This window comes from Actinomadura mexicana (assembly GCF_900188105.1).
Taxonomy (GTDB): Bacteria; Actinomycetota; Actinomycetes; order Streptosporangiales; family Streptosporangiaceae; genus Spirillospora; species Spirillospora mexicana.
In genome coordinates, this window is sequence record NZ_FZNP01000013.1 from 110,562 (window position 1) to 134,305 (window position 23,744).

The window sequence follows — 23,744 nt, forward strand, 5'->3', positions numbered from 1 at the left end:
TCAAGGGGTAGTGATCGCGGGGCTTCAACTGAGACACCTCTGACCTGGTCTCAATCGGAACCCGCGTCCGACGTGGTCGCGGCGCGGTCGAGGCGGTCGCGGACCTCGCGCAGCACCGGGACCAGCTCGGGCGGCTCCAGCACCTCGAAGTCGAACCCCTTCACCGCCAGGTGCACCGCCAGCTCGCGCAGCGAGTTCGAGCCGGCCGTGAACAGGCAGGTGCGCGCGTCCACGGCCTCCAGCCGTCCGGCGCCGGGCGAGGTGTGGGGGGCCACCTCCTCCAGCGGGGCCTGGAAGAGGACGCGGGCCTGGTACGTGTACGGCGCCGAGGTGATGGCGCGCGAGACGTAGGCGGCGGTGTCCTCCTCGGGCGGCGTGCGCGGCGTGGAGCGCGCCCCCGGCGGCCCGAGCGGCTCCTCGATCCGGTCGACCCGGAAGGTGCGCCAGTCGTCCTTGACCACGTCCCACGCCACCAGGTACCACCGGCGCGGGGTGTGCACCAGCCGGTGCGGCTCGACCTCGCGCACGGTGACCCCCTCGCGCCCCCGGTAGCGCAGGCGCACGCGGCGCCGGTCGCGGCACGCGGCGGCGATCGCCGCCAGCAGATCGGCGCCGACCCCCGGATCGGCCGCCCCGGGCAGCGCCACGGTCGCCGTGCGGAACGCCTCCACGCGGTGTCGCAGCCGGGACGGCAGGAGCTGCTGGAGCTTCGCCAGCGCGCGCACCGCACCCTCCTCCAAGCCCGCGACGCTGCCCGTCGCGGCCATACGCAGGCTGATCGCCACCGCCACGGCCTCCTCGTCGTCGAGCAGCAGCGGCGGCAACGCGGCCCCCGCCCCGAGCCGGTACCCGCCGGCCACTCCCGGGGTGGCGTCCACCGGATAGCCCAGCTCGCGCAGCCGTTCGACGTCGCGCCGCACGGTGCGCAGGCCGACCTCCAGCCGGTCGGCGAGTTCGGCGCCGGTCCAGTCCGTGCGCGCCTGCAGGAGCGACAGCAGGCGCAGCAGCCGCGCGGAAGTCTCCAACATGGCGTCATTGTGGCCCCGATCAGTGCCAGAGGCTGACACCAATAGCTCATACCGTGACGGACATGACGAATGAGATCCAGCCCTACCGCGTCGAGGTTTCGAAGGCCGACCTCGACGACCTGCACGAGCGGCTGCGCCGTACTCGCTGGGCCCCCGAGCTGCCCGGCACCGGCTGGGAGCGCGGCGTGCCGACCGGCTACCTGCGGGAGCTCGCCGCCTACTGGGCCGACGGCTTCGACTGGCACGCCCAGGAGGCCGCGCTCAACGCGTACCCGCAGTTCACCAGCACCGTGGACGGGGCGCAGGTGCACTTCCTGCACGTACGCTCCCCCGAGCCCGACGCCACCCCGCTCCTGCTGCTGCACGGCTGGCCCGGCTCGGTCGTCGAGTTCCTCGACCTCATCGGCCCGCTCACCGACCCAGTGGCCCACGGCGGCGAGGCCGCCGACGCCTTCCACCTGGTGGTCCCGTCGCTGCCGGGGTACGGCTTCTCCGGCCCGCTGCCCGGCACCGGCTGGACGGACGGCCGCACCGCCGCGGCGCTGGCGGAACTGATGTCCAGGCTCGGCTACGACCGGTACGGCGTGCAGGGCGGCGACGTCAGCGCGTTCATCGCTCCACTGCTGGGACGCGCCGCGCCGGACGGTGTCATCGGCGTGCACGTCAACGGCCTGCTCACCTTCCCCACCGGCGATCCGACGATCATGGGGTCGCTGAACGAGGCCGAGCGTGGACGGCTTGCCGGGATGAAGGAGTGGCAGGAGAAACTGGGTGCCTACATGCAGCTCCAGGGCACCCGCCCGCAGACGGTCGCGGCCGCGCTGCACGACTCCCCCGCCGGTCAGCTCGCCTGGATCGTGGAGAAGTTCAAGGACTGGACGGACCCGGCCGCCGAGCTCCCCGAGGACGCGGTGGACCGGGACCGGATCCTCACCGACGTGAGCATCTACTGGTTCACCGGCACCGCGGGCTCGGCGGCGCACACCTACTACGAGCGGTTCAACGACTTCACCATGTGGGCGCCGAAGGAGCGCGGGACGGTGCCGACCGCGGTCGCGGTGTTCCCCACGGACTTCTCGGTCCGCCCGCTGGCCGACCAGGCGCACAACGTGGTGCGCTGGTCGGAGTTCGAACGGGGCGGCCACTTCGCGGCCCTGGAGGCCCCCGACCTGATGATCGCCGACCTCCGGGCCTTCTTCCGGAGCCTGGACTGACCGGAACGGCATAGGTCCGCGCCGTGTCCCGCCCGTGAGCGGCCGGGTCCCCGGCCAGCCGCTCACGGCCCAGGCCCGCACCAGCCCGGCGTACTACGGCGCCGGGCGGAAACTTCGCGATCTCGTCGCCGCGGATGTCGAGAACGTGGGGGCGGCTCCGTCCCAGGTGCACGAGCAGCCGAGAACGGCCGCTCGACGGCACCAGGACAGGAGCGACGACCATGGAGCAGCACGAGATCAACGAGATCCTCGACAGGCCGTTCAGCCAGGAACTGCTGGCCCGCGACCTGACCCGCCTGGCCTACGTCGCCAAGGACGGCACACCCCGCAACGTGCCGATCGCGTTCACCTGGAACGGCTCGGAGATCGTCATGTGCACGAGCAGGAACGCCCCGAAGCTGGCGCACCTGCGCGAGCGTCCCGAGGTGGCGCTGACGGTCGACACCGAGGTGCACCCGCCGAAGATCCTGCTCATCCGGGGGCGCGCCGAGCTCGACGCCGTCGACGGCATCCCGGACGAGTACCTCCAGATGAACGGCAGCTACGAGATGACGCCCGAGCAGCGCGTCGAGTGGGAGGCCGAGGTCCGCTCGCTCTACGACGGCATGGTCCGGATCGTCGTCACCCCGACCTGGGTGAAGCTCATCGACTTCGAGACCACCCTGCCCACCGCGGTCGAGGAGCTGATGCGGCAACGGGCCGAGCGGCAGAACGCCTGAGGTCGACGCGGCCGTGACCGGACCACCACCCGAGGAGAAGTCGATGGCCAGGTACCTGCTGCTCAAGCACCATCGGGGCGCGCCCGCGCCGGTCAACGACGTGCGGATGGACCGGTGGACCCCGGAGGAGCGCGCGGCCCACGTCCAGTACACGGAGGACTTCGCCGCGCGGCTGGAGGCGTCCGGCGAGTACGTCGAAAGCCAGGCGATCTCCCCGCAGGGCACCTTCGTCCGCTCGGACGGCGAGGGCCGCCCACCGGTCACCGGCGGCCCGTTCGCGGAGACCAAAGACCTGATCGCCGGCTGGATGGTGGTCGACGTCGAGACCTACGAGCGCGCACTCGAACTGGCCGCCGAACTGTCCGCGGCGCCCGGCGCGGGCGGGAGGCCGATCCAGGAGTGGCTTGAGGTGCGGCCGTTCTTCACCGCGATGCCCACCGTGACCGAGTGAGCACGTCGCCGGTCAGCGTGAGTCCTCGTAGCGGGCGGCGACAGCGGCGGCGCGGTCGCGCAGCGAGGTGCGCAACCACTGCGGGGCGAGAACTTCCGCGCTGGTGGCGAGCTGCCACAGCGCCCATACCGCGTGCCTCGAATCCTGGAAGGTCACCTCCAGGCGCAGCCAGCCGTCGGCGGCGTCCTCCTCGGTGAGGACGGCCAGCGCGGTACCCACCAGTTCCTTCCGCCGCGCCGGGTGCACCCGAGCGAGAACGGCGACCTGGTCGCCGCCCGTCCGGAACCGCGTGCTGCGCTCTTGCCAGGCCCGGTCCAGATCGACCCGCTCTGTCCGCTGTGCGGGTTCGTCGAGTTCCTCGGCGGCCACGATCCGTGACAGCCGGTACGTACGGTCCGCGCCGGACCTCGTGGCCAGCAGGTAGCCCTGGCCGCGGACGGTGACCAGGCCGATCGGGTCCACCGTCCGCCACTTGGGGGTCTGGTCCATGGCCGCGTAGTGGATGCGCAGCTTGTGCCCGGCGAACACCGCGCGCCTCACCTCGGCCACGACCGCGTCGGGCAGTTCTTCGGCGACCTGCCGGCGCGCGAGGAGGTCGGCCTCCGGATCGATGAGCAATCGCTGGGCAGCGTCGGCCGCGGTGTCCCGGTAGCTCGCGGGCAACGCGTCCACCACCTTGAGCATGGCCGAGGCGAGCGCCGAGCCGAGACCGAACGCCTGCGCGCCGCGCCGCGATCCGGCGACCAGCAGGGCGAGCGCCTCGTCGTGGTTCAGCCCGGTCAACTCGGTCCGGAAACCGGGCAGCAGTGCGAAGCCGCCGTGCCGACCGCGTTCGGCGTAGACCGGGACACCGGCGGCGGACAGCGCCTCGATGTCGCGCAGCACGGTGCGCGTGGACACCTCCAGCTCGCGGGCCAGCGCCGTCGCGGACAGCCGACCGTGCCGGCGCAGCAACAGCACCAGCGAGACCAACCGGTCGGCACGCATGCGAGGAACCTACCGAATACACGACAAAGGATGTCGTGATTCGTTGGGAGGCTCTCACCACGACGTCACAGCGCGGCTACTGAGCCGGCGGACGACGCACTGCCAACGAACCGGATGGAGCTGATACGGCAATGGAGCGAACGACGGTCAACCCGTGGACGTGGTCGGTGGACCTCGGCTACAACCAGGGCGAGGTCGCCTCCGGGCACACCCGGACCCTGTACTGCTCAGGACAGACCGCGATGAGCGCGGACGGCGAGCCGCAGCACGCCGGCGACATGGCGGCGCAGCTGGCACTGAGCATCGACAACCTGGAAGCCGTGCTCGGCGAGGCCGGCATGTCCCTGGTGGACCTCGTCCGCCTCAACGTCTACACCACCGACGTCGACCTGCTCTTCCAACACTACGGCGTCCTTGCGGGTCGGCTGGGCGCGGCCGGAGTGGCGACGAGCACCACGATGCTGGGAGTGACCCGCCTGGCGATCCCCACCCTGATGGTCGAACTCGAAGGAACCGCCGTAGCCTGACGCGACCTCGCCGCCCCTGCGCCATTGCCTCTGACGGCTGAACTTCTCGGCGCTCCGCCGGGCATGGGGATCCGGTAGGAGAAGAGCGCCGGGCCCCGTTGAGGGGTCCGGCGCTCTTGGAGTTGTTCGCGGGGTGTCAGATGCGGGTCATCGTGGACTTGTAGCCGCCGCCGCCCGGGTAGACCCACTCGCCGGTGAGGGAGGAGCCGTCAGGGCTGAACGTGCCTTCGAAGTAGGCGGGGCCGCCCTTCGCGCCGCCCCAGATGGTCAGCTTGTCGCCGGTCAGCTCGTAGACGTAGTCGAAGGTGTTGCCGAACGAGTCGTAGTACCGCGACATCACGTCCTCGCCGGGGGGCTCGCCGAACGGGCGCAGGTTGCCGATCACTTCGATGCCGGTGACGGGCTCGCCGAACTGGGTGAGGTCGACGTGCTGGAGCAGGAAGTAGCGGCCGGGCATCCACTCGTAGCGCACGGTCCCCTCGGCGCCCCCGGTGACCTTCCAGGTGCCGACCAGGCGGTCGAGGGCCTGCACTTCGGCACTCGGCCGGTCGGTCTCGTCCGGGATGGTCTCGTTCAGGGTGGTCTCGTGCGGGGTGGTCTCGGACATCACGTCCTCCTCTGTGTGGGTGTTCGCCGGTACCTCGGAGCGGCTGGACGCTGTCGGACATCACGTTGGTGTGATGTAGGTCACTCGGCGATGGGGTCGAGATCGCGGACGCGGTCCCGAGGTAGCGGCGAGACCCCATCGAGGAGGAGGATTCCATGGCCACCGCCATCGCCCCCACGGCCCCCGGCGTCCGCCGGACGTCCCGCACGCTGGTCGCCGCCGGGCTGCTGCCGAGGCGTGCTGAACGGCGCCGCCGCGCTCGTCCTGCTGGTGCCCATGTCACCGGATCACATGAGCCTTCAGATCGCGCTGAACGGCGTGGTCGCCTTCACCTGGACGACCGTCGTCGGGCTCGTCCTGCGCCGCCGGGACATACACCCCGGCTGACGTGGCTATACAGCGGGAACCCGGCCCGCGCACCGTGGAGACCGAAGGGAGCATCGTCATGAAGTACCTGCTGCTCAGCTACACCCTTGCCGCCGCCTGGGACGCCGCGACCGCCGGCGCTCCGTCGGAGGAGGCGCTCGCCGCGTTCGCCGAGTACCAGAAGTTCGAGCAGGAGCTCACCGAGACCGGCGAGTTCGTCGCCAGCGAGGGTCTCGGCCACCCGGTGGTCAGCACTACCGTCCGCAGGGCGGCGGACGGCGTGGTCGCCACCGACGGGCCGTTCGCCGAGCTCAAGGAGGTCCTGGCCAGCTTCGCCGTGCGTGAACTCGCCCGCGTCGACCTGACCCGGGAGGCGATCCGGCTGACCCGCATGCTCCACGCCGCGCTCCCCGACGACGCCGAGGCGACGAGCCTGCTGGCGCTGATGCTGCTCACCGATTCCCGGCGCCACGCGCGCACCGGCGCCGACCGCGAACTGGTGCCGCTGGACGAGCAGGACCGCACGCGCTGGGACCCCGACCTGATCCGTGCGGGCACCGAGCTGATCGACAGCGTCTGGAACCGCGGCGCGGCGGGCCCGTACCGGCTCCAGGCGGCCATCGCGGCCGTGCACGCGGCGGCCGCGTCGCCGGAGGAGACCGACTGGCCGCAGATCGCGATGCTGTACCTGTGGCTCGAACGCCTCACCCCCACCGCGCCGATCCGGCTCAGCCGCGTGGTGGCGGTCGCCCAGGCGTACGGGCCGGCCCGGGGCCTGGCCCTACTGGACGACCTCAACACCCGGCATCACCTGGACCTGGATCCCCTCACCCGGCAACGCGAGCGCGCGGTGCGCGCCCATCTCCTGCAGATGACCGGCGACACCGCCTCCGCCGCCGACCTGTACCGCCAGGCGGCCGCCCTGACCGGCAACCAGGTCGAGCAGCGCTACCTGCTCGGCAAGGCCGCCCGCCTCGGCTGACCGCACCGCTCGGCCGCACCCGTCTGACCGCACCGTCCGGCCGCACCGTCCGGCCGTTGCGGGAGCAGGCGGCCGCGGGCCCGACGGGGCGACTGGATATCGAGATATCGTGGTCTGTCGGTCCGACTGGTGAGGGAGATGGCGGATGGCCGCGGCGGCGGGATTGGGCTCGGAAGAACTGATCGAGGTCTTCAAGGCCCTCGGCAACCCGGCCCGTCTGCAGATCATGCAGTGGCTGAGGGACCCCGAGAAGCACTTCGGCGAGTGGGAGCCGATCGCGGACCGCCAGGCGGTCGGCGTGTGCGTCACGCACATCCAGGCGAAGGCGGGGCTCGCCCAGTCGACCGTCTCCAGCTACATGAGCACGCTCGAACGGGCCGGGCTCGTGCGTCCCACCCGGGTGGGCAAGTGGACGCACTACCGGCGGGACGAGGAGCGGCTGGCGCGACTGGCGGAGGCGCTCGCCGTCACCATCTGATTGACGAATCGAGATATGTCGATATGATCTCCTCATGCCGACCCTGGACACCGCTCCCGTGGCCCTGATCGTCCACGCCCACCCCGAGCCCCGCTCGTTCAGCACCGCCCAGATGACCACTGCGGCCCAGGCCCTGCGGGACGCCGGGTACCGCGTCGACGTCCTCGACCTCTACTCCGAGGCATGGTCCCCGGCCCTTGCCCGCGACGACTTCGCGTCGGTGGAGGGCCACTTCAAGCCGCAGGCCGAGCAGATGCGCGCGGTCGAGGACGGGACGCTCGACGCGACCGTCCGGGCCCACCTTGATCGCCTGCTGGCCGCCGACCTGCTGGTGCTGTCGTTCCCGATGTGGTGGTTCTCGCTGCCCGCCATCCTCAAGGGCTGGGTGGACCGGGTCTTCGCCATGGGCGCGGTCTTCGGCGGAAAGTACGGCCTCTTCGGCGACGCGGCGCTCGCCGGGAAGCGGGCGATGCTGCTGTTCACGACCGGCGGAGCCTGCGAGTCGTTCCAGCCTGGCGGCGCCTTCGGCCCCATGAACGACTTCCTGTTCCACATCCATCGCGGAATGCTGGAGTTCGTCGGCTACCAGGTGCTCGACCCCGTGGTCACCTACGGCCCGGCCCACATGACCGACCGGGAGCGAGCAGCGGCGCTGGAGACCGTCAGGGAGTCCATCGCGCTCAACTCGCCGCGGCCCTGAACCTGAAGCGGCGGCACGCGGACGTGCGCGTGAACCGGATGAAGGAGCAACTGGAGACCGGGCGGCTGGTGGTCCGCGCCCTCGCGGCGCGACCGCGGCTGAGATAAAGCGCTTTCACTCGCTGAGATCTTGCGTATTCTCCTCGTGACCTCTGGGCACGGCGACGGGAAGGACGCGTGATGAGCGGACGCGGGGGCGGGGCGCGGTGAATCCCTACGGAGGAGGGCAGGCGCCGGGACCGGGGTGGCAGCCCGGACCGCCGCCGCAGGGCCCGTGGCAGCCGCCGCAGGGCCCTTGGCAGCCCGCTCGGCCGCGCCGGTTGACCTTCGGACGTCTCTTCAACCCGTTCGCCGTGGGGCGTGCGGTGTTCACGCCGTCCCGGCCGGACCGTGTGCACGACCCGGCGGTGAAGACGGTGCAGGTCTGGCGAACGATCGTCGGCCTGGTCGCCGTCACGTGGATGCTGCTCTCCTCTGGGCTGGCATCGGACGCCGACGCCGTGATCGACGACCGCTTCGCCCAGATCCGCACCACCCTCATCACGCTGGCGGTGACCTTCCCGATCGCCGTCGCCGTCTTCATCGCGGCGGCCCGCCCGCCCAACCGGAGCCTCTTCCTGCGCCGCGCCGCCAAGCCCGCCGGGGCGCTGCTCGCGCTGTTCCTCACGCTCGGCACGCCGAGACTGATCACGGGGCGGGGCTGGGTGACCGAGGACACGAACTGGACGGCGTCACCGGGGCGGGTGGTCCTGCTGTTCGCGATCGGCGCCTTCCTGCTGTGGCTCGCCCCCTTCGGCCTCTACGGCATCGCGCAGTCGCTCGTGCACGTCTTCCGGACGGCGGACCTCCACGAGACCGTTCCACCGCTGCTCGCGACACTGCTCGTCTGGGAGGTCGCCCTCTTCGACGTGTTCCGGGGCGCCTACGACAGCGTCCCGTTCGGGGTACGGGTGGCCTTCATCCTGGGAGCCCCGCTGTCCGTCACCGCTGTGGCGATGTGGGAGTTGCGGCGGCTGCGCACGCGGCACGGCATCACCCTGCGTGGAGCGCTGCGCCGCTGAGACGCCGCGCAGGGTGACCTGCGGCGCAGCCGGGCGAGCCGGCCGGAGCCGAGCTTCGCGGAGAAGCCGTTCAGCACCTTCCCGAACCGGTGGCCTGTGCGGATGCCCTCCTTGGAGACGGTCTCGCCGACCGAGACTCCGAGCGCGAACCATCGTCGATCATTCGACGGCGATGTTGGGAGAGGGGCGATACGAAGGATGAGACACGAGAACTACGGCCGCCTTCTACGGCTCGCCTACCTGACGCTTGACGACGGTGACCACCCGCTCTCGCGCGCTCGCCGGGCCGTCGCCAGGGCCATGCGGACGCGGCGCGGCGGCTATCCGGCCATGCGGGCGCGACTCGTCGCGATCCTGCTCACAGACCCGCCGACCGGGCGGCATCGGCTGAACGGTCTCCTCTTCGAACCCGCGCGGATCGGGCCTGGCCCCGTCCGGGCGGCTCTGCTGGAATTCCCGCGGCACGAGCGGCTCGCCTACCTGCTGGGCCGGGACGGTCTCACCGCTCCCGAGACCGTCGCGGAGCTGAGCGTCCATGTCCCGGTCGACTTCGGGGACGTGGACCGGATCATCGGCGCCGTGGACGACCGGACCGGCATGGACGAGGTCGCGCAGCGGGCCGAGATCGAGGCGTTCGACCCCGACCTCGTGCGGCTGCGCCCGCCGCCCGCCGTCCCGCCCGCAGGGCGCGCCGCCGTGGCGGGCGTGGTCGCGGTGGTGCTGCTGGCGGTCGCCGGGACCGCCCTGACCGGGGAGGACGAGCGCCACGGCGCACCCGCTCTGATCAGTGCGAGTACGTGGCAGGCGAGCGACGCGCCCACCGTCGACGTGTGGCCCTCCCAGGGCGGGCTGCTCCACGACGCGAAGCTGCTGCGGCGGGCCGCTGATGCCTGGCGGAACGACCGCCGCGATCCGCCGCTCGGCCGCGTCGCCGTCCTGTACGCCGGGCCGGTGGACGGGGCGTCCCTGGTCGTGCTGCGCGACTCCCCCGGACCGCGGGACACGCCCAGCGTGGCGCAGTACTTCGAGCGGCGGCTGTCGCGGGGCGTGGAGTCGGTCCGCAAGCTCGTCACGAACGCGGGGCAGCTCGTCATGGTGGGCATGACGTGGCGCTACCTCGTTCCGCCATGGCTGCGGGACGTGCGGGCGGCGGTTCCGTCCGGGCGGTCTCCGGACTGGCAGCCGGTGGCCGTCCGGGACGGGCTGACCGCTCCGCTGCCGTGGCAGTGGTTCACCCCGCGCTGCCAGAACTATGTGGTGTTCCAGATGACGTCCGGGACGCAGACGGTCACCCAGCTCGCCTCGAACGATCCGCGGTCCGCGGCGCCGAGCGTGTGGTTCCGGGACCCGCCGGAGCGGGGGAGACGGTCCGAGTGGGCGGCGTTGAACGCGGTCGCCTGCGCAGGGGCGGCGACGCTGAGCGAGTCGGGCGACCTGCGGCTCGGGCGGCTCTGGAGCGGCGACCTGCCCGACGGCGGCGGCCGGGCGACCCTGCTGACGGTGGACGCGTCCTCGCCGTCGGGTGCCCCGGGCGGCTCGCTCCTGATCTCCGAGGACGGGCAGGCGCTGTCCGAGCGGGGCGGGACGAACAGCGACCATGCCTCGTCCAGCTGGACGGAGGCCGCCGCCGTGTGGTGGCGGTCCCCCCGGCGCTGGCATCTGGTGGCCGCGGCCGGGCCGGGCGTCGCGCGGCTGAAGTCGGTCGGTGAGCTCGGCTCCCACGAGACCGCGGCGGACCGGCGGGGCGGGGCTCCCCTGCTCGTGGTGCCGGGCCCGCGCTCCGGCGCCGCGGCCCGCCTGCCGGTCGTCCAGGTCGTGGCGTACGAGCCGGACGGAGACCGCACGGTCGTCACCCCTCGGTGACCGGCCCCGGAGCGCCGGTCACCTGAGGTTGGCGGTGAGGGTCCCCTCGGCGCCGAAGAGCTTTTCGCGCCAGCGTTCCAGCAGGTCGGTGCTGTCGAAGTCGTCCGGGTGGAAGCCGGGCTCGTTGTAGGCGCGCAGGCGCCGGATCACCTCGCGCCCGAGGAACGGCGAGTGCCGGAGCGCGGCGAGGCTGCGGAGCAGCCGCCCCGGACGGTAGGTGGCGGGGTCGCCCAGCAGCGAGACGAACGTGCCGGTGACCATGAGGAACAGGAATCCGGCGCTGATGAACCGCATGGTCCGGATGCGTGTGCGCTCGGTGCCGCCGACGTGCCGGAAGACGTCGAACGCGACGGCCTTGTGCTCGGACTCCTCCAGCGCGTGCCACAGCAGGATCGACCGGACGCTGGTGTCGCCGAGCAGCTCCTGCGCGCGGGGGTCGGTGAGCAGGCACTCGGCCGCGGTCGCGGTGTAGTGCTCCAGCCCGGCGGTGAAGCCGAGGCGGACGATCGGCGGCAGGAAGCGGTCGGCGAGGCGGAGGTCGCGCCTGACGACGGCGGAGATCCGATGGGTCGGGTAGCCCATCGCGCGGAGCGTCCTGTTGAGGTGGTCGTGCTCGCGGCCGTGGACGACCTCCTGCCCGATGAAGCCGCGCACCTGCGCGGCGAGGTCCGGGTCGGTGATGCGGTCGCGGTAGTGCCGCACCGACCGGACGAAGAAGTCCTCGCCCGGCGGGAACGTCGCCGACAGCAGGGCCACGAGGTGGCTCATGACGAGGTCGCCGTCCACGTAGTGGCGGCGCAGGGACCCCTTCGGGTGGTCGAAGGCGACCCGGCGGGTCTGGATGGCGTGCTGGGTCATGCGGACTTCTCCTCGGACGCGGGGGACGTGTCGGGGGCCGAGTAGGCGTAGTCGTCCAGCGGGAACGTGCGGGCGGCGTGCGCGGCCTGCGCCGCGCTCGTCGGCCGCAGGTAGGGGGTGTCGCCATGGTGGTCGAAGTAGTAGCTGTTGGCGGTGGCGCAGCCGTTGGTCGCCCACAGCGAGCCGGCGAGCCGTTCGCGCATGCGGTTCGTCCAGCGCTCGGTCGGTCCGGGACGCACCTCCACCGAGGTCGCGCCCCGGCGGCGGGCCTCCTGGATCACGCGGACGACGTGGGCCGAGGTCGTCTCGACGAGCTGGTGCCAGGTGCCGCCGACCCAGCCGTACGGGCCGAACATCATGAAGTGGTTGGGCAGCCCGGGGATGCTGATGCCCTCGTAGGAGGCGAGCCGGTTCTCCGCGTAGAACGTCGCGAGGTCGAAGCCGCCGCGGCCGCGCACCGGGGTTCGGCGGTAGACCTCCGGGTCGCTGGCCAGGCGGAACCCCGTCGCGAGGACGATGGCGTCCACGTCGCGTTCGCGGCCGTCCACGGTGCGGACGCCCGTGGCCGTGACCCGGTCGATGGCGTCGGTGACCAGTGCGACGTCCGGCCGGTTGAAGGTCCTGAGGTAGGTGTTGGAGACGGACGGGCGCTTGCAGCCGAGGCCGTAGCCGGGTGTCAGCCTCCGGCGCGTGCCGGGGTCCTTGACCTGCGTCCGGTACCAGAGTGATCGGGCCAGCCGCGCGCCGCCGCGCGCGAGGTACGGCGCCTTGCCATGCCCGACGACCAGGTCGACCAGAACCATCTCGACACCGCGGGTGGCCATGCGGCGGACGGCGTCCTGGACGCGGGGGGCGCGCCGGAACAGCCACCGCACCGGGCGCGGGACGGGCGCGTCCAGCTTCGGGCCCACCCAGATCGGAGTGCGCTGGTAGATGTCGAGGCGTGCGGTCCGTGGCGCGATCTCCGGGACGATCTGGACGGCGCTGGCGCCCGTCCCGATGACCGCGACCCGCTTCCCGGTCAGGTCGTGGCCGTGGTCCCAGCCGGACGAACGCAGCACCGTGCCCTCGAAGTCGTCGAGGCCCGCGATGCCGGCCGGCTTGGGGTCGACGAACGCGCCGATCGCGCTGACCACGAAGCGGGCCGTCACCTCCCCGGCGGGCGTCCGCAGGCGCCAGAGCCCGGCGTCCTCGTCCCAGACGCGCTCGGTGACCTCGGTGCGCAGGCGGACGTGGCGGCGCGTGCCGTACCGGTCGGCGAGCCGGTCGAGGTACTCCTTGACCTCCGAGCCCGGGGCGAACACCCGGCTCCAGCGGGGGTTGAGGGCGTAGCTGAACTGGTACGCCTGCGCGGGCACGTCCACGCCGATGCCGGGGTAGACGTTGTCGCGCCACGTCCCGCCGATGTCGCCCGCGCGCTCCAGGATGACGAAGTCGTCGATGCCGGCGCGCCGGAGCGCGATCCCCATGCCGATCCCGCTCAGCCCGGCCCCGATGATCGCGACCTCGGCGTCGGGCCTCGCGTCGGGCCTCGCGTCCGGCCTCGCGTCCGGCATGGCGCACCTCCTGCTATTGGAGCACTTGTCGAATATACCGCCGGAGGCCCACCCCGTCAGGTGTCGTCGGGTACACCCTCCGCTCGGGTTCTGGGCCCAGTGCCGCCGGGGGCGCCCGCCGGAAAGCTTGATCACGTTCAGCGGACGACCTTCTCAGGAGGAACCCATGTCACGGATCTCCCTCACCGCCTCCCTCGCCTCGGCCACCGCCCTGATCGCCGGGACGGCCCTCGTCGCGGCCCCGGCGGCGAGCGCCGCCCCCTCCCGCGGCCCGCACGGGCTCGACCGGAAGGTGCGGGCGGCCGCCGACCGGCTCGTCGCCGACGGCGCGCCCGGCGTGATCGTGATGACCCGCCGCGGCGGGCACGTCTCGCACGTGGCCTCGGGCGTGTCCGACAAGGCCGCGGGCGCCCCGATGGACCACCGGCTCCTGTTCCGGATCGCGAGCGTGACCAAGTCGTTCACCTCGACGGTCGTGCTCCAGCTCGCCGCCGAGCACCGGCTGTCGCTGGACGACACCGTGGACAGGTGGCTCCCGGGCGCCGTCGCCGGCAACGGCAACGACGGCTCGAAGATCACCGTCCGGCAGTTGCTCGCGCAGACCAGCGGCCTGAACGACTACACGCCGGATCCGCGGGTGATGTCCGACCCCGCGCGGTCCTGGACGCCGGAGGAGCTCGTCGCGATCGCGATGGAGAAGCCGCCGCGGTACGCGCCCGGGACGGGCTGGAACTACTCCAACACCAACTACGTCCTGGCCGGAATGATCATCGAGAGGGCGACCGGACGACCGGTGGGCACCGAGTTCCAGCGCCGCATCTTCACGCCGCTGCGGCTGCGGCACACGTCCTACCCGACGACCGATCCCTCGTTCCCCGGCCGGTACGTGCACGGGTACTACTACGAATACGGGGACGTGAGCACCCAGATCAGCCCGTCCAGTGCGCGGACGTCCGGCGGCATCGTCAGCACGGTCGACGACGTGGCCCGGTTCCACCGCGCCCTGTTCACCGGCAGGCTGCTGCCGCCGAAGCAGATGCGCGAGTTGCGGAACGTCCGGCCGGTCGACGACGACGGGATCGTGGAGGACTACGGCCTCGGCGTCGCCCGCATCAAGTTCTCCTGCGGGTACGCGTGGGGCCACGACGGCGGCTTCCCCGGGTACCGGACGTGGACCTACACCAGCGCCGACGGACGCAGCCAGGCCGTCATCACCTACAACGAGTCCAAACTGGAGTACGACAAGACCTTCCGGGCCGACCTCGCCAAGGCCGCCGACACCGCCTTCTGCGCCTGATCCCGTTCCCTGGGCGGGCGTCCGGGCGTCCACCCGAGGAACCGTCTCGGCGTGCGCGCCCGGTTGTCAGCGGATGAGCAGCGAGCGCTGGGTTTTGTTCCTCCGCACTACAGAAGAAGAGTGCGCGCGGTGCGTACGGTCGGGACGTCCCGCCGCACTGCCGGGCAGACGGAGGTGTGCCGATGAAGAGCATCGAGGTGTGCCGATGAACCGAGCCCTCGCAACCGGCGTTCCCGCCGAGCGCGCCGCGCACCTCCCGCCGCGGCTCGCCGAGCTGATCCGGCCGGAGCTGCCGAGCCTCGCCGAGGAGATCGTCGCCGAGATCCGCCGCGCCATCCCCGAGTACGCCCGGCCGCTCGACGGCCCCTACGGCCACGTGCTGCGGCTCGGCGTCGAGCGCAGCCTGGCCGTGTTCACCGAGCGGATCGCCGCGCCGTCCGGGTCGCCGGCAGGCGAGGACTCGGCCGGGACGGCGCGGATGCTCGGCCAGTACGAGGCCCACGAGGGGCGCAGCATGGACAGCCTCCAGGCCGCGTACCGGATCGGCGGGCAGGTCGCGTGGCGCCGCGTCATGAAGGTCGCGCCGCGCCACGACATCTCCTCGGCCGTGCTGTCGCGGCTGGCCGACGCGCTGCTGGCCTACATGGACGAGCTGGCCGCGCAGTCGCTCGACGGCTACCTGCACGCCAGGGCGCGTCCCATCCTCGCGCTGGACGAGCGGCGCCGGCGGCTGCTGCGCCTCCTGCTCGCCGCCCCCGGCCCGGACGGCGCCGACCATGACGCCGACGGCGGGCTCAGGGGGGCGGCGGACGGGGCCGGGTGGCCGCTGCCGGACGCGGTCACGCTGGTCGCCGTCGAGCCGGACGCCCACTGCGTCTGGACGGCGCTGGACGAGGACGTCCTCGCCGAGCTGGAGTGCCCGGAGCCGCACCTGCTCCTGCCCGGCCCGTTCACGCCCGAGCGCCGCGCGATGCTGGGCGAGGCGCTCCCGGACCGCCGGATCGCGGTCGGCCTCGCCATGCCGGTCGGCCAGGCCGCGGACTCCCTGCGCTGGGCGCGGCAGGCGCTCGGCCTCGCGCTCGACGGCGTCCTCGACGGACCGGTGACGCTGTGCGAGGAGAACCTCGTCACGCTGTGGCTGCTGTCGGACCCCGCGCTGGTCGAGCAGCTGACCCGGCGGCGCCTCGGCGTCCTGGACGACATGACCCCGGGCCAGCAGGACCGCCTGACCGAGACCCTGCGGACCTGGCTCGTCACCCGCGGCACGGCCGCCGAGATCGCCGAGCAGCTGCACATCCACCCGCAGACCGTCCGGTACCGGATGCGCAAGATCGAGCAGACCCTCGGGGACGCGCTGGCCGACCCGGAGGCCCGGTTCGGCATCGAGGTCGCGCTCCGCGCCGCCCATCTGCGGTCGCGCCGTCCCGCCCCCGCCCCGCACCGCCCGGCGGCGGGGCGCCGCACGCCCGCCCGCCCGCCCCACCTCCGACATTTGCGATGATCTGCGGGTGAACGTTACGAAGCGGACCCGTATCCGCCTGCTCGGCGCGGCGGGCGCCGCCCTCGGCGCGCTCGGCCTCGGCGCGTGCGGCTCCGCGGCCGTGCCCACCACGGGGCACGGCGCGGGGTCCGCCACGGGGCCCACCGCCGCGACGCCGCCGCCCACCATGCCCGGGGTGCAGCGGCTGCCCTCGTCGCCGCCCCCGCCTCCCTGCACGCCGGAGGGCATCGCCGTCTCGATGAGAGAGCCGGACACCGCGATGGGACTGCGCGCGGCGCAGATCGAGCTGCACAACTGCGGGCACCGCCCGTACCGGCTGAACGGCTACCCGGCGCTGCGCGTCCTCGACGAGAAGCAGCAGCCGTTCGACGTGACGACCGTGCGCGGCACGAGGCAGGTCAAGGACGCCGGCGCGAAGCCGCTGACGATCCGTCCGGGCCGCAAGGCCGTGTTCGTGATCGTCTGGCGCAACACGGTCACCGATGCGAACACCGTGGCGGTGGCCGGGAAGTACCTCGAAGTCCGCCCGGCGCCGGGACGGCCCGTCGTGATCGTCCCGGCCAACGGGCCGATCGACCTCGGCACCACGGGCCGCCTGGAGGAGACCGCCTGGCGGCTCCCGACCCGGTGACTCAGCGGGGCGGCGCCTGGACCCTGCCGATGCCGAGCGTGTTCTGCGCGGGCATCAGCCCGGTCTCCAGCACCTTCACCAGGATCGGCAACGTGAGCTCCGCCAGCCGGTCGGCCTTGGCGGCGCCGAGCGTCCGCCACGGCTCGCAGGCGAGGTCGTCGGTCGTCCGCTCGACGTCGTCGCGCAGCTCGCGCCCACGATCGGTCGCGGAGCCGTCCGCGTCGACGAGCCCGCGGGACGCGAGGCGGTCGCGGGCGGCGGCCCACTCCTCGCCCGTCCAGCCGCGGCTCGCGAACGTCTCCACGGACGCGGCCCCGACGGCGGCGAACGACACCAGCGCCTCGACCGGGTCGAGCCCGCGGCCGAGGAGCGCGGCCACGTGCCCGTCCCCGCGCTGCTCGCGCAGGATGCCGATGGCGTGCCACAGCACGAGGTGCGGCTCGTCCGGCCAGGGCAGGTCGGCGTTGGCGGCGGCGATCGGGCGTCCGGCGGTGCTCGCGGCCTCGGCGGCGGCGCGGGCCAGCTCGGCGGCCTCGGCAAGGTCCGGGCCTGCGACGCCGTCGCCGAGGAGCGTCCGGTACATGCGGTCGACGGCACGCATGCGGGCCTCCAGGACGCGGCCCGGCGGCGCGACCGTCCAGGCGGCGGGGATGTGCTCGGCCACCATGCGCGGGCTGAAGCTGTAGAAGGCGGCCGACACGGCCCGACCGCCCGCGGCGCCGAGCGGCGCGGCGCGCCAGGCGAAGTAGCTCGGCCAGCGCGTCTCCACGTCATAGCCGAGTCCCCGCGCCTCGGCGAAGACCTCGGGGGAGTACCAGAACAGGGCGTGCAGGGGTTCGAGGTTGTGCCACATCCGCCGTGCGAAGCCGGGGTCCTCCACCATCACGCGGTCCTCTCTCTCGGAATCACCTCCACTCTATCTTGACATTGCCTAGATTGGTCCTGCCCAGATGGGTGCCGCCTGGCTCGCCCTCCGGGGCCCGCCCGACCGGCCATCCGCCGGGAGGCGCGCTGATCTGGGACGGCGGCACCGGCGGCGCCCCGCCCGGACGGGACGGCGGCACCGCGGGCAGCGTGTGCGGCCGGGACGGCAGGACGGAGGGCAGCTCGCGCGGCTCGCCCGGTCCGGGGGACCTCCGGCCGTGCGGAGCGAGCAGGGCCCGGCGCTCGTGGCGGGGGAACGCCAGCAGCGCCAGCACGGCCAGCCCGACACCCGCGGCCCGGAGCCAGAAGGGCCCGGGCTCGCGCGGCCACGGTTCCGCGTACAGCAGCGTGGCCGACAGCAGCAGGTGCGTCTTCGCGGTGACCGTGACGACGGTGACGATGACGGTGAGGCGGCAGCGCTGGAGGCCGATCGACAGCAGCCCGACGCCGAACGCGCCCGCGAGCAGGAACAGGTAGGGGTGCGGAGAGGACGGCACGCCCGTCCCCCGTCCCGCGGCGAACATCATCGCCATGCCCTGCCCGAAGACCTCGGTCGCGCCGAGCAGGACGCCCGCGCCGATCCCGTAGGCGATGCCCGTCAGCGGGCGCGCGTGCCGGCCGCCGACCGGGCGGTCGCGCACGCAGAACATCCACAGCGGGACGGCCAGCGAGGGCACGCACACCAGCGCGGCCTTCCACATCGGCAGCGCGGCCGCCGCGGCGCCGACGCGGTGCGGCGCCGCCCCGCCGTGGCCCGGCAGCACCGGCAGCACCGACAGCGCCGCGGTCACCATCGCGGCGACCGTGATGAGGACGGCGAGCCACTCGCGCGAGGTGGGCCGCTCGCCGAAGCCGCTCATCCCGACGGCCAGCAGCAGGACGAGGCCGAGCCCGTAGGCGGGCAGCGTCGCCGCGACGGGCAGGGCGACCAGCGCGGTGGCGGAGAGTCCGAAGCCCGCCATGAGCACCGCGAGCCCGGCGAGCCAGCGCGGGCTCCGCACGAGCAGTCCGGCGGCGTGCAGCGGGCGGCGGCCCGAGAGCGGGCCCATCCGCCCGGCGGCCGTCTTGAACAGTACGTACGCGACGATGTAGACGACCTGCGCAGCGCAGGCGAGGACGACCGCGTGCATGGCGTTCCTCCCAGGGGTGGGGCCCCAGCGTGACATGAGGAAGGTGTGCGGTGATTCTCGCCGGAAGACGGAGAAGTTCCCGGTTTTGTGCGCCCGGGTGAGTAGTGCCCCACGCGACGGAGATGTTTTTCATGATGTGCGGTTGGAGCGGCGACTCCTGCCGTAAGCTCCGCCAACTAAGGCCGCCCTGTCCCGGAAAGCCCAAGATCAAAGCGTCCGTAGCGTTGCCCGGTCACTCAGCGCAGATGAATGATTGCGGAACGCTTCCCGAAACAAGTGTGGTGAATGCAGTGACCGAGGGGATGGAACGGCTCGGCGAACCGATCGGCTTCACCGGGGAGGGCGACGGCGGCCGCCGCGCCCGCCGCGCCGTCCGCGAGCGCGCCGCGAAGGTCTTCGCGGACGAGGCGCTCCTCGACGACGTCGAGCTGATGACCGCCGAGGGCGTCGCCAACGCCATCCTGCACGGCTCCGGCCTCATCAGCGTCGCGGTCGCCACCGACGGCGGGCGGCTCCGCGTCGAGGTGTCCGACGACGGCCCCGCCCGGTCCGACCCCGGCGGCCCGCCCCGCCTCGACCACGGCCGCGGCCTCACCGTCATCGACGCCCTCGCCGACGAATGGGGCCTGGACCAGACCCCCCACCGCACCCGCCTGTGGTTCGTCATCGACGGCCGCCGTCCGCCCGCCGCCGTCTGACCCGTCAGGCGGGGAGGGCGCTGCGCACGACCTTGCCGGTGGCGTTGCGGGGCAGGGCGTCCAGGAAGTGGACGTCGCGCGGGACCGCGTAGCGGGCCAGATGGTCGCGGACGTGGGCGCGGACGGCGTCCGCGTCGAGGGTCTCGCCCTCGCGCAGGACGACGAACGCGGCGGCGCGCCGGCCGAACTCCTCGTCCGGGACGCCGGTCACGGCGACCTCCCGCACCTGCGGCAGCTTCTCCAGCACCTCCTCGATCGCGCCGGGGAAGACGTTCTCCCCGCCCGAGACGATCATGTCGTCGCCGCGGCCGTGCACGAAGAGCCGGCCGTGCTCGTCGAGGTGGCCGACGTCGCCGAGGCTCATCAGGCCGTCGCGCATCTCCTTGGTGTCGCCGCTGGTGTAGCCGGCGAACGGCAGCTCGTTCGCGGCGAAGATCAGGCCCGTGGTGCCGGGCGGGACGGGGGCGCCCTCCTCGTCCAGGACCGCGACCCGCGTCCCCGGCGGCGCCGTGCCCGCGGTGTCGGGGCAGGCGCGCAGGTCGGCGGGCGTCGCGATCGTCACCCAGGACGCCTCCGTCGACCCGTACAGGTTGTAGAGGACGTCGCCGAATTCGTCCATGAAGGCGGTGGCGAGCGTCGCGGGCAGCGCCGAGCCGCTGACGGCCGCGATCCGCAGGGAGGACGTGTCGTGCTCGCGGCGCGCGGCCTCCGGGAGGTCCAGGACGCGTTGCAGCATGACCGGGACGGCGACCAGCGCGGTCGCGCGGGTCCGGTCGATCGTGCGGAGCGTCTGCTCGGGGTCGAAGCGGGCCCGCAGGACGATCGTGGCGCGCAGCGAGACCGCGATCTGGAGCATCGCGTAGCCCCAGGTGTGGAACAGCGGCGCCTCGATGAACATCCGCTCGTGCACCCGGCAGGGGATGCGGGACAGGATCGACGTCAGCGGCGACAGCCCGGGGCGCGAGTGCCGGTCGGCGCCCTTGGGGCGGCCGGTCGTGCCGGAGCTGAGCACGATCGTCCGGCCCGCCCTCCGCGGGGGGCCGATCGGTGCGGCGGGGGCCGTGACGATGAGGTTCTCCAGCTCCGAGCCCGTCCCGCCCGCGGTGACCACCCGCACGGTCTTCGGCACGGCCGCGATGAAGCCGGCGAACTCCGCGTCGGCGATCACCACCTCGACCTCCTGCTGCCGCAGGACGGTCACGAGCTGCTCGGTGCTCATCCCGGTGTTGAGCAGGACGAGGTCGGAGCCGCGCTTGCTGCACGCGACGAGCGCCTCGACCATGCCCCGGTGGTTGCGGCACAGGACGGCGACGCGCGGCGCGGCGCCGGAGCCGGAACCGGGGCGGGACAGGGCGGCGGCGAGACGGTCGGTGCGGGCGTCGACCTCGCCGTAGGTCAGCTCCCCGTCGTCGTCGACGATCGCGACGGCGCCGGGGTCGCGGGCGGCGGCGGAGGCGAGCGTCCCGCCGAGCAGGGTGCCCCAGCGGTGCAGGGCGCCGAGCTGGCGGGCGACCTTCAGCGGCGGTCCGGGCCGCCACAGGCCGCTGCGGGCGAACATCCCGCCCGCCCGCACGGCCGACACCGCCCACCCGGCCGACACCGTCCGTCTGGCCGGCCTCGCCCGCCTGGCCGGCACCGCGCGGGGCCCGAACTGCGATCGTCCGCTCATCTACCGCCTCCGGGGTACGGGGTTGGGGGTATCGACCGTACGGACGGAGGCTCTGGTCCTCTTCTGACTCGGCCCAGCTCTTCGGCCGGGCTTTTGTCAGGAGCCTGACAACGTGCGGCCCTCCGCGGCGGGCACGGGGACGTCCTGCTTCGCGGGTTCCGACGAGCCTGCGAGGTCGAGGCTGTCGCGCAGGGTCACCGGCTTGAGGAACGCCGCCGCGAGGATGCCGACGATCGCGATCGCCGCGGAGATCAGGAAGATGTGGCCGGTGGCGTCGCCGTAGGCGGCCCGGACGATCTCCTGGACGGGGGCGGGCAGCGCGCGGATGTCGAGGGTGCCCGCGTCGCCCCCGCCCGCGCCCGGGTTCACCCCGAGCTCGCGCAGCCCGTCGGCGATCCGGCTCGCGACCTGGTTCGCCAGGACGGCGCCGAGCACCGAGACGCCGACCGTCCCGCCGAGGGAGCGGAAGAACGTGACCGTCCCGCTCGCGGCGCCGACCTCGTGCAGGTGCACCGAGTTCTGCACGACGAGGACGAGGTTCTGCATCGTCATGCCGACCCCGGCGCCGACCAGGAACATCGCGGCGCCGATGAAGACGAGCGAGGTCTGGTGGTCGATGGTGGCCAGCAGGCCGAACCCGGCGGTCAGCACGATCGTCCCGATGAGGATGTAGGGCTTGACCTTGCCGGTCTTGGACGCGAGGCGCCCGGCGACGGTGGACGCGCCGAACACGCCGAGCATCATCGGGAACGTGAGCAGGCCCGCCTTGGTCGGGCTGTAGCCGCGCCCGATCTGGAAGTACTGGCCGAGGAAGACGGCGCCGCCGAACATCGCCATGCCGACGGCGAGGCTGGCGGTGATCGCGAGCGCGGTGTTGCGGCGCGCCACGATGTCCAGCGGGACGATCGGCTCCGCCGCGCGGGACTCGACCCACACGGCCGCGGCGAGCAGCACGACGCCGGAGCCGGCCATCGCGGCCGTCTGCCACGACAGCCAGGCGAAGTTCTCGCCGACGAAGGTGACCCAGATCAGCAGCACGCTGACGCCGGCGGCGATGAGCGTCGCGCCCACGTAGTCGATCCTGACGTTCGGCCGCCGGACGTGCGGGAGGCGCAGGGTCTTCTGCAGCAGCCCGAAGGCCACGACCGCGAACGGCACGCCGATGAAGAAGCACCAGCGCCAGCCGAGCGCGGAGTCGACGATGAGCCCGCCGAGCAGCGGCCCGCCGACCGTGGCGACGGCCATCACGCCGCCGAGGTAGCCGTAGTAGCGGCCCCGGTCGCGCGGGCTGATCATCGCCGCCATGATGATCTGGACGAGGATCTGCAGCGCGCCGACGCCGAGGCCCTGCACCGCGCGGAACGCGATGAGCTGCGCGGTGCTCTGCGCGAACCCGGACGCCACCGACGCCAGCACGAAGATGCCGACGCCCGCCTGGAGCAGCATCTTCTTGTCGTAGAGGTCGGCCAGCTTGCCCCAGATCGGGGTGCTGGCGGTCGACACGAGCAGCGTCGCGGTGACGACCCAGGTGTACTGCGACTGGCTGCCCTTGAGCGCACCGATGATCTGCGGCAGAGCGGTGGACACGACGGTGCTGCTCAGCATCGCCACGAACAGCACCAGCAGCAGGCCGCTGAGCGCTTCGAGGATCTGGCGGTGCGACATCGGGACCGATCTCGCGGGGACCTGCTCGGTCAAGGAACGCCTCCGGCTGAAGTGGGCCACGGTGGGGTGGGCCTCTCCGGGTGAAGTGGGAACGAGGGGATCAACTTCCGTCCCGCCAACTTTATTCCCACTGCGCAAATTTTCGCGTTGGGCATCTTTTTGCCCGCTAGGCTGGGGCGACCATGGAGACCACCGGCGGGCTGCGCGAGCGCAAGAAGGAGGCGACGCGCCGCGCGCTGCACGAGGCCGCGGTGCGCCTCGCCGTCGAGCACGGCCTGGACGAGATCACCGTCGAGGCCATCGCCGACGCGGCGGGCGTGTCCCGCCGCACCTTCTCCAACTACTTCGCCGGCAAGGAGGACGCCCTCCTCTACGGCGACGAGCAGCGGATGAACGCCGTGCTGGAGACCTTCGCGTCCCGCCCGCCCGGCGAGTCGTCCTGGACGGCGCTGCGCGCCTCGCTGGACGCGCTGCACGCGGAGGCCGGCGAACTGGACCCCCAATGGGCCGCGCAGACGCGCCTCGCCCGCAAGCACCCGTCCGTCCTCGGGCGGCAGCTCGCCACCTACGCCGAGTTCGAGCGCGCCCTCGCCGACCTGATCGCCTCCCGCGACGGCCTCCCGCACCTGCGCGCCCGCGTCATGGCCGGCGCCTTCATGACCGCGCTGCGCATCGCGTCCCTGACCTGGATCGAGGAGCAGCCCGTCCGCCCCCTCGCCGAGGTCGCGGCCGAGACCCTCACCGAGATGGCCCGCGAGTTCCGCTGAGCCCGGCCACGGCGGACGGCCGATCGAAGACCTTGAAGTCCCGAATGATCGACCCGAACCCCGGGA

At 72.9% G+C, this 23,744-nt stretch carries 24 protein-coding genes; 15 read left to right on the plus strand and 9 right to left on the minus strand.

The annotated features are described in order from the left end of the window. Positions 1 to 50: 50 nt before the first annotated feature. The gene (locus CHC11_RS29400; protein ID WP_089315098.1) at positions 51 to 1,028 is read right to left on the minus strand and encodes a helix-turn-helix transcriptional regulator; all 978 of its coding nucleotides are present in this window, start codon (positions 1,026 to 1,028) and stop codon (positions 51 to 53) included. A 62-nt stretch (positions 1,029 to 1,090) separates the two neighbouring features. Here CHC11_RS29400 and CHC11_RS29405 point away from each other — a divergent pair, with 62 nt between their 5' ends. The 3 genes from CHC11_RS29405 to CHC11_RS29415 all read left to right on the plus strand — a co-directional run bounded on the left by CHC11_RS29405 (position 1,091) and on the right by CHC11_RS29415 (position 3,412). After that, positions 1,091 to 2,242 carry an epoxide hydrolase family protein gene (locus CHC11_RS29405; protein ID WP_089315099.1) on the plus strand — a complete coding sequence of 384 codons (1,152 nt, stop codon included), beginning with the start codon at positions 1,091 to 1,093 and terminating at the stop codon, positions 2,240 to 2,242. A gap of 221 nt (positions 2,243 to 2,463) precedes the next feature. Further along, positions 2,464 to 2,961: a pyridoxamine 5'-phosphate oxidase family protein gene (locus CHC11_RS29410; protein ID WP_089315100.1), complete on the plus strand. Its 498-nt coding sequence runs from the start codon at positions 2,464 to 2,466 to the stop codon at positions 2,959 to 2,961. A 43-nt stretch (positions 2,962 to 3,004) separates the two neighbouring features. Next, a complete protein-coding gene (locus tag CHC11_RS29415; protein WP_089315101.1) occupies positions 3,005 to 3,412 on the plus strand; it encodes a YciI family protein in 408 nt (135 codons plus the stop codon). Positions 3,413 to 3,424: 12 nt separating this feature from the next. Here the strand turns inward: CHC11_RS29415 and CHC11_RS29420 are convergent, their stop codons facing one another. After that, on the minus strand, positions 3,425 to 4,399 hold the full coding sequence (locus tag CHC11_RS29420) for a helix-turn-helix transcriptional regulator (RefSeq protein WP_089315102.1): 975 nt from the start codon (positions 4,397 to 4,399) through the stop codon (positions 3,425 to 3,427). A 131-nt stretch (positions 4,400 to 4,530) separates the two neighbouring features. On the opposite strand from CHC11_RS29420, the gene CHC11_RS29425 reads away from it, so the two are divergent. Continuing rightward, positions 4,531 to 4,926: a RidA family protein gene (locus tag CHC11_RS29425; RefSeq protein WP_089315103.1), complete on the plus strand. Its 396-nt coding sequence runs from the start codon at positions 4,531 to 4,533 to the stop codon at positions 4,924 to 4,926. A 136-nt stretch (positions 4,927 to 5,062) separates the two neighbouring features. Here the strand turns inward: CHC11_RS29425 and CHC11_RS29430 are convergent, their stop codons facing one another. Next, entirely contained in the window at positions 5,063 to 5,533 is a 471-nt protein-coding gene (locus CHC11_RS29430) for a hypothetical protein (RefSeq protein ID WP_089315104.1), read from the minus strand. A 237-nt stretch (positions 5,534 to 5,770) separates the two neighbouring features. Between CHC11_RS29430 and CHC11_RS41685 the strand changes: the two genes are divergently transcribed. The 6 genes from CHC11_RS41685 (at position 5,771) to CHC11_RS29455 (ending at position 10,982) form a co-directional block, all read left to right on the plus strand. After that, positions 5,771 to 5,920 carry a hypothetical protein gene (locus tag CHC11_RS41685; protein ID WP_218826311.1) on the plus strand — a complete coding sequence of 50 codons (150 nt, stop codon included), beginning with the start codon at positions 5,771 to 5,773 and terminating at the stop codon, positions 5,918 to 5,920. A gap of 1 nt (position 5,921) precedes the next feature. After that, positions 5,922 to 6,881 (plus strand): DUF6596 domain-containing protein, encoded by a 960-nt coding sequence (locus CHC11_RS42940; protein WP_179279068.1) that lies wholly within the window; start codon positions 5,922 to 5,924, stop codon positions 6,879 to 6,881. A gap of 145 nt (positions 6,882 to 7,026) precedes the next feature. Further along, complete coding sequence (locus CHC11_RS29440) at positions 7,027 to 7,359, plus strand: ArsR/SmtB family transcription factor (protein ID WP_089315105.1); 333 nt, start codon at positions 7,027 to 7,029, stop codon at positions 7,357 to 7,359. 34 nt (positions 7,360 to 7,393) lie between these two features. After that, positions 7,394 to 8,059: an NAD(P)H-dependent oxidoreductase gene (locus CHC11_RS29445; protein WP_089315106.1), complete on the plus strand. Its 666-nt coding sequence runs from the start codon at positions 7,394 to 7,396 to the stop codon at positions 8,057 to 8,059. A gap of 319 nt (positions 8,060 to 8,378) precedes the next feature. Beyond that, the gene (locus CHC11_RS29450) at positions 8,379 to 9,119 is read left to right on the plus strand and encodes a hypothetical protein (protein WP_143227364.1); all 741 of its coding nucleotides are present in this window, start codon (positions 8,379 to 8,381) and stop codon (positions 9,117 to 9,119) included. Positions 9,120 to 9,317: 198 nt separating this feature from the next. Beyond that, positions 9,318 to 10,982 carry a hypothetical protein gene (locus tag CHC11_RS29455; protein WP_089315108.1) on the plus strand — a complete coding sequence of 555 codons (1,665 nt, stop codon included), beginning with the start codon at positions 9,318 to 9,320 and terminating at the stop codon, positions 10,980 to 10,982. A gap of 18 nt (positions 10,983 to 11,000) precedes the next feature. Here the strand turns inward: CHC11_RS29455 and CHC11_RS29460 are convergent, their stop codons facing one another. Continuing rightward, a complete protein-coding gene (locus tag CHC11_RS29460; RefSeq protein ID WP_089315109.1) occupies positions 11,001 to 11,840 on the minus strand; it encodes a metal-dependent hydrolase in 840 nt (279 codons plus the stop codon). Then, entirely contained in the window at positions 11,837 to 13,396 is a 1,560-nt protein-coding gene (locus CHC11_RS29465) for a flavin-containing monooxygenase (protein WP_089315110.1), read from the minus strand. The genes CHC11_RS29460 and CHC11_RS29465 overlap by 4 nt, the downstream gene beginning before the upstream one ends. 166 nt (positions 13,397 to 13,562) lie before the next feature. On the opposite strand from CHC11_RS29465, the gene CHC11_RS29470 reads away from it, so the two are divergent. From CHC11_RS29470 to CHC11_RS29480, 3 genes are all read left to right on the plus strand, one after another. Next, positions 13,563 to 14,693 carry a serine hydrolase domain-containing protein gene (locus tag CHC11_RS29470; RefSeq protein WP_179279069.1) on the plus strand — a complete coding sequence of 377 codons (1,131 nt, stop codon included), beginning with the start codon at positions 13,563 to 13,565 and terminating at the stop codon, positions 14,691 to 14,693. A gap of 205 nt (positions 14,694 to 14,898) precedes the next feature. Beyond that, positions 14,899 to 16,194 (plus strand): PucR-like N-terminal domain-containing protein, encoded by a 1,296-nt coding sequence (locus CHC11_RS29475; RefSeq protein ID WP_089315112.1) that lies wholly within the window; start codon positions 14,899 to 14,901, stop codon positions 16,192 to 16,194. A gap of 7 nt (positions 16,195 to 16,201) precedes the next feature. Continuing rightward, entirely contained in the window at positions 16,202 to 16,825 is a 624-nt protein-coding gene (locus CHC11_RS29480) for a DUF4232 domain-containing protein (protein ID WP_089315113.1), read from the plus strand. Between the two features lies 1 nt (position 16,826). Here CHC11_RS29480 and CHC11_RS29485 read toward each other — a convergent pair whose 3' ends face one another. Together CHC11_RS29485 and CHC11_RS29490 are read right to left on the minus strand one after the other, a co-directional pair. Beyond that, entirely contained in the window at positions 16,827 to 17,708 is an 882-nt protein-coding gene (locus CHC11_RS29485) for an SCO6745 family protein (RefSeq protein WP_089315114.1), read from the minus strand. A gap of 22 nt (positions 17,709 to 17,730) precedes the next feature. Then, positions 17,731 to 18,879: a hypothetical protein gene (locus CHC11_RS29490; protein WP_089315115.1), complete on the minus strand. Its 1,149-nt coding sequence runs from the start codon at positions 18,877 to 18,879 to the stop codon at positions 17,731 to 17,733. Positions 18,880 to 19,169: 290 nt separating this feature from the next. On the opposite strand from CHC11_RS29490, the gene CHC11_RS29495 reads away from it, so the two are divergent. Continuing rightward, positions 19,170 to 19,577: an ATP-binding protein gene (locus CHC11_RS29495; RefSeq protein ID WP_245919915.1), complete on the plus strand. Its 408-nt coding sequence runs from the start codon at positions 19,170 to 19,172 to the stop codon at positions 19,575 to 19,577. A gap of 4 nt (positions 19,578 to 19,581) precedes the next feature. On the opposite strand, the gene CHC11_RS29500 is transcribed toward CHC11_RS29495, so the two are convergent. Continuing rightward, positions 19,582 to 21,246 carry an AMP-binding protein gene (locus CHC11_RS29500; protein ID WP_089315116.1) on the minus strand — a complete coding sequence of 555 codons (1,665 nt, stop codon included), beginning with the start codon at positions 21,244 to 21,246 and terminating at the stop codon, positions 19,582 to 19,584. Positions 21,247 to 21,342: 96 nt separating this feature from the next. After that, positions 21,343 to 22,944 carry an MDR family MFS transporter gene (locus tag CHC11_RS29505; RefSeq protein WP_483860532.1) on the minus strand — a complete coding sequence of 534 codons (1,602 nt, stop codon included), beginning with the start codon at positions 22,942 to 22,944 and terminating at the stop codon, positions 21,343 to 21,345. 149 nt (positions 22,945 to 23,093) lie between these two features. Here CHC11_RS29505 and CHC11_RS29510 point away from each other — a divergent pair, with 149 nt between their 5' ends. Further along, positions 23,094 to 23,678 (plus strand): TetR/AcrR family transcriptional regulator, encoded by a 585-nt coding sequence (locus CHC11_RS29510; protein ID WP_089315117.1) that lies wholly within the window; start codon positions 23,094 to 23,096, stop codon positions 23,676 to 23,678. The last annotated feature ends 66 nt before the right edge of the window (positions 23,679 to 23,744 follow it).